Genomic DNA, 3,990 nt, shown 5'->3' with positions numbered 1-3,990 from the left:
AGGGGGCAGAACTCCCCCATGGTTAAATCGCAAAAAAGACCAGTCCGGGAGCTTCGGAACGTAAGAAAGGGTGCATGATTTCCTTTCCAATTTTTCAAAGGGCTAAAGTGTTACCCTCGTTTGTATATGATGTTGCGAGAAACATGAAGGAGGTGCGAGGATATGTCCAGCCTTGAAAGGAGGAGGCTACTCCGAATCGATACCGACTGGAGTCGCTTTCTAAAAAGGGTGGGGGAAATCCTCCGGGAGACGGGGACCATTTGCTAGGCATGGAGCCTGATTCCAGACTGTTTTGGCCTCCTTCCTCGAACAGGACCCATGCCCATTTCCATGGTCATGAGGCTTTTTTTGACTGGTTGTGCCCTGTGGTTCTATCGAAGGCTCCGCAGAAATGGATATCTTTTTCAAAGCCGTTTCAGGTCCATCTGTCAGGATGAGAGAGGATCTTTATGCGAGAGGCACAAAAACCATGAAATGCCCCGAATGCGGATCAGAAAATGTGATCCCAATAGCTTACGGCTACCCATCAGAGGAGGCATGGAAGGAAGTCGGAAAAGGACTTGTCAAATTTGGTGGATGCACCATTACAGGGAATGATCCTGATTACTTTTGCAGGGATTGTTTTCATGAATTCGATTTAGTCAGAGGCAACTAGTCATGTTAATCTTTGGTAGAGAAAAATCTGCTGCACCATCAGTCCCATCGAAACCAGCACCTCACAATCACATTTGGTCTGGCGCGCGAAGGGCACGGAATGGCAAGTGGACAGCCGCTGGCTCCAGAACGAGACGGAAATCCACTGTTTTCAGCCTGGGAATCCTGCCCCTGGTTTGTTTCATAGCTTTGGAGGATTTCCGGAGGTTCTTTGTCTATGAAGAGGTCACCTGCACTGTTCTAGACAAGAGGGTTGTCCTGTACGAGAGGAGTTCCGTCGGCAGGCCTCCAGGTCCAGGCCGACTAAGCTCCACTACGGTTTATAATGAACCCATGGTTGCTGTGCGATACTTTGTGGAAAACCGCGAGATAATCACTGCAGGATCCTCACGACCGACAATGATGCTGTCTCCTTTTGATAAATATGTGCGTTACGGGAGCTGGCCCAATACGAAAGAGGGCACGCCTATCCATGCTGGTACGATCCACAGCGCCCGGAGATATTTGTTCTGGTCCGTGGTATCTCCCTAGGCTGGTATCTGCTGGGCACCGGCCCAATGCTCCTTCTATACTTCCTTGGTCGCTGCTTGCTGCATCGGATGAGAAGGTGAGGTTTCCCTCCTCCCTTGGGATGTCACCAAAATTCGCATAGAGAACATTTGGGCAAAACAGGGATCGAATTATTGTTCTACCAAAGTTGTGACTAGTGCGGGTAATCACGCTCCTCTGACCCCGATTCAAAGGTCAATAATACAGTACGCATAGTTGAGCCAAAGCGAAACCCGAAAACTTGGGATCTGCAGGCCGCCGGCAGCACAGGAAGACGTGTAGTCACGAATTGGTGCGTGCCTTGATTCATAAGGCAAGTTTCCGTATAATGCGGGAATGAAAATGAGAGTTGCCTATCATCTCATCCAACAAGATCAAAGGATCCATTCAGCCCGGGATGGATACGGGGGCTTTTGGTTGACTGGAGAATCGAACTGAGAGTGACCAGCGTATCCCACCAGGTTCTGCAATCAAGCGTGGAATCTGAGAATGGCCGACCTGAGAAACCGGTAAAGCGAAGTCACCACGGTATAGGATGACGCTTGGTGATAATAAAACAAGGAGGGTTTTCCATGTCGAAGAAAAAACTCGGTCCCCAGACATTGCTCTATCCCATGCCGGCGGTCCTAGTGGGTGCTGTCGTGGAGGGAAAAGCAAATTTTATGACTGCAGCCTGGTGCTCCATCGCCTGTTTGAAACCCCCTGCAATCTCAGTAGCTGTCAACACGGCACGGCACACACTGGTAGGAATCAAACAGAACGGGGCCTTTTCAATCAATGTCCCTTCAGCAGATCTTGTCAAGGATGTCGACTACTGTGGAATTTACTCCGGCGCTAAGAGAGACAAATCAAGTATATTCAAGGTCTATTTTGGGGAGTTGCAGACCGTACCGCTCATCGAGGAATGCCCCGTCAATCTGGAGTGTAAATTGATCCAGTCGCTCGACATCGGTTCTCACACCCTGATTGTGGGGGAGATTCTTGAGACCCACGTCACAGAGAGCTGCCTTACGGATGGAAAACCGGACCCTGAAAAAATCAACCCACTGGTATTCTCACCTGCCGTTCAGAAATATCATCGTTTGGGGCCGGTCATCGCCCAGGCATTTAAAGTGGGCAAGGATCGGTAATTTACGGATTGAAACTTCTCAAAAAGGTGATGGTGGGGGAATTGTGATTTGGATTGGTGGGGATGGTTCATTGAAGTGAGTCACATTGAACATGCTGGCTCGTCATCTCTTCAATGTGCTCTGATAATGTCGACATACTGGATGGGAAGGAATGCATAAAAGGTTATTAAAAAGCCAGCTCTCAGCGCCGAGGACAGTAAGCGTATTAAGCAGGTTTCCGTTGATTTGTTGGCGATCCTGACGAACGAGAAACTGAAAATCGATCATTGGCGAGGCAAGGAATCAACACGCGATGTAGTGCGAGTGACAATTCGCTTCGCAATGCATCAAAGCTGTCGCCGTAGAGACTGAACTCTGCCGTGCAAAATGCGGATACGCTGTGGAAGATAGAAGTCCAAAGCGGATTACTTATACCGGCTTTGATGAATGCAATATAAAGCGCGATGGCTCCTATCGCTTCGGTCAGCAATGTAAAAACGATAACGCTTCGGATAAATTTATCTATCTTGAACTCCTGTAGTATGATGAATACCGTCTTGCCGATATGCTGCCTTCTTTCGGAAAGGGTGGCGCTTCTGGAGAGGACGACAAATGAGCCAAAGGTCATATAGCCAAGTCCGCCAAGCTGGATCAGGGCAAAAATCAGAATCTGTCTAAACATGGCGAAATCGTTTCCGGTGCTTGCCGTCACAAGTCCGGTTGTGGACACGGCCGATGTAGATGTAAATAGAGTGTCCAACGCCGACACATTACCATTTAGCGTGCTGAAGGGTAACAAAATGAATAGCTACCCTATGAAGATGTATGATAAATACCCGAACGCCACCAACCGGACTGGATGGAGCCCGTTCGGAAAGCGACAAAAACCTTTCCATTGTTCTTTCATGCTGTTTTCTTCACTGCCGAACACGCCATAGAGTTGCATCACAGGGGTGGACGATCGTTTTATGTTAGATGGCGCTATTCAATGCAATACTCATGATTCAATACTGCATTGAAGCATTTCTCAGCCTTGCTTAGGCTCGGTGGTCATAGGATAATGATCGGGATGAATGCCGTCCGTACCAGCCGATTGTTCGGCATTTCCGCAGCCGATCGAACCATTCTATCGCTTTTCATGACCATCCACTGGAATCAGAATCTCATTACGCCGCAGGAACCATGGCGTAAAGGGTGAATTGTAACGTGCCCATACCGGTTCGCCCTGGATTCGGAGCCCATTCTTCTCAATCCACAACTCCAGTTCCTGTCTGTATCGAAGGTAGCGGCTTTCACTCCATGTGCCGGAGTACTGCACGGATGCCATACGCCGGGCCGGTACCTGACGCAGTTTCACCTCTGGGTCCTCCGGGATCGGCAGGGCTTTCAGTGTGTATGAAATGGGCATCGTGAAGGAAACCACCCAGCCTCCTTCCGCACGTTGCTGTCCCACCGGTGCCGTCATTGCTATCTTCTCTGACGCGGGTTTCTGGGACACCGGAGCCGTCATTGCGAGCTTGTCCCGTGATCGGTTCTTACCAGATATGTAGCCAAAAAGCCTACTGAAAGCTTTATCCCCTGCGTCCTCCAGCGTTCCATCTACCACGGTCTCCGCCACAACATGAGCCGGATAATCGCGAAGTTCGAAATCCTCCGTCTTGATCACGACTTTGTACTT

At 49.5% G+C, this 3,990-nt stretch carries 4 protein-coding genes; 2 read left to right on the top strand and 2 right to left on the bottom strand.

Annotated elements, in window-relative coordinates:
* Window positions 1-469: 469 nt before the first annotated feature.
* Window positions 470-655, top strand: coding sequence for a hypothetical protein (locus tag JW883_13960; GenBank protein MBN1843371.1), 186 nt, complete (start codon window positions 470-472; stop codon window positions 653-655).
* A gap of 1,120 nt (window positions 656-1,775) precedes the next feature.
* Window positions 1,776-2,333 carry a flavin reductase family protein gene (locus tag JW883_13955; protein MBN1843370.1) on the top strand — a complete coding sequence of 186 codons (558 nt, stop codon included), beginning with the start codon at window positions 1,776-1,778 and terminating at the stop codon, window positions 2,331-2,333.
* A 205-nt stretch (window positions 2,334-2,538) separates the two neighbouring features.
* Here JW883_13955 and JW883_13950 read toward each other — a convergent pair whose 3' ends face one another.
* Together JW883_13950 and JW883_13945 are read right to left on the bottom strand one after the other, a co-directional pair.
* Window positions 2,539-3,072: a hypothetical protein gene (locus JW883_13950; protein ID MBN1843369.1), complete on the bottom strand. Its 534-nt coding sequence runs from the start codon at window positions 3,070-3,072 to the stop codon at window positions 2,539-2,541.
* Between the two features lie 366 nt (window positions 3,073-3,438).
* Entirely contained in the window at window positions 3,439-3,978 is a 540-nt protein-coding gene (locus JW883_13945; protein ID MBN1843368.1) for a heme-binding protein, read from the bottom strand.
* Window positions 3,979-3,990 lie beyond the last annotated feature (12 nt).

It is taken from the genome of Deltaproteobacteria bacterium (assembly GCA_016930875.1).
Lineage (GTDB): Bacteria > Desulfobacterota > Desulfobacteria > Desulfobacterales.
This window is presented reverse-complemented; position numbering and strand designations above follow the sequence as displayed.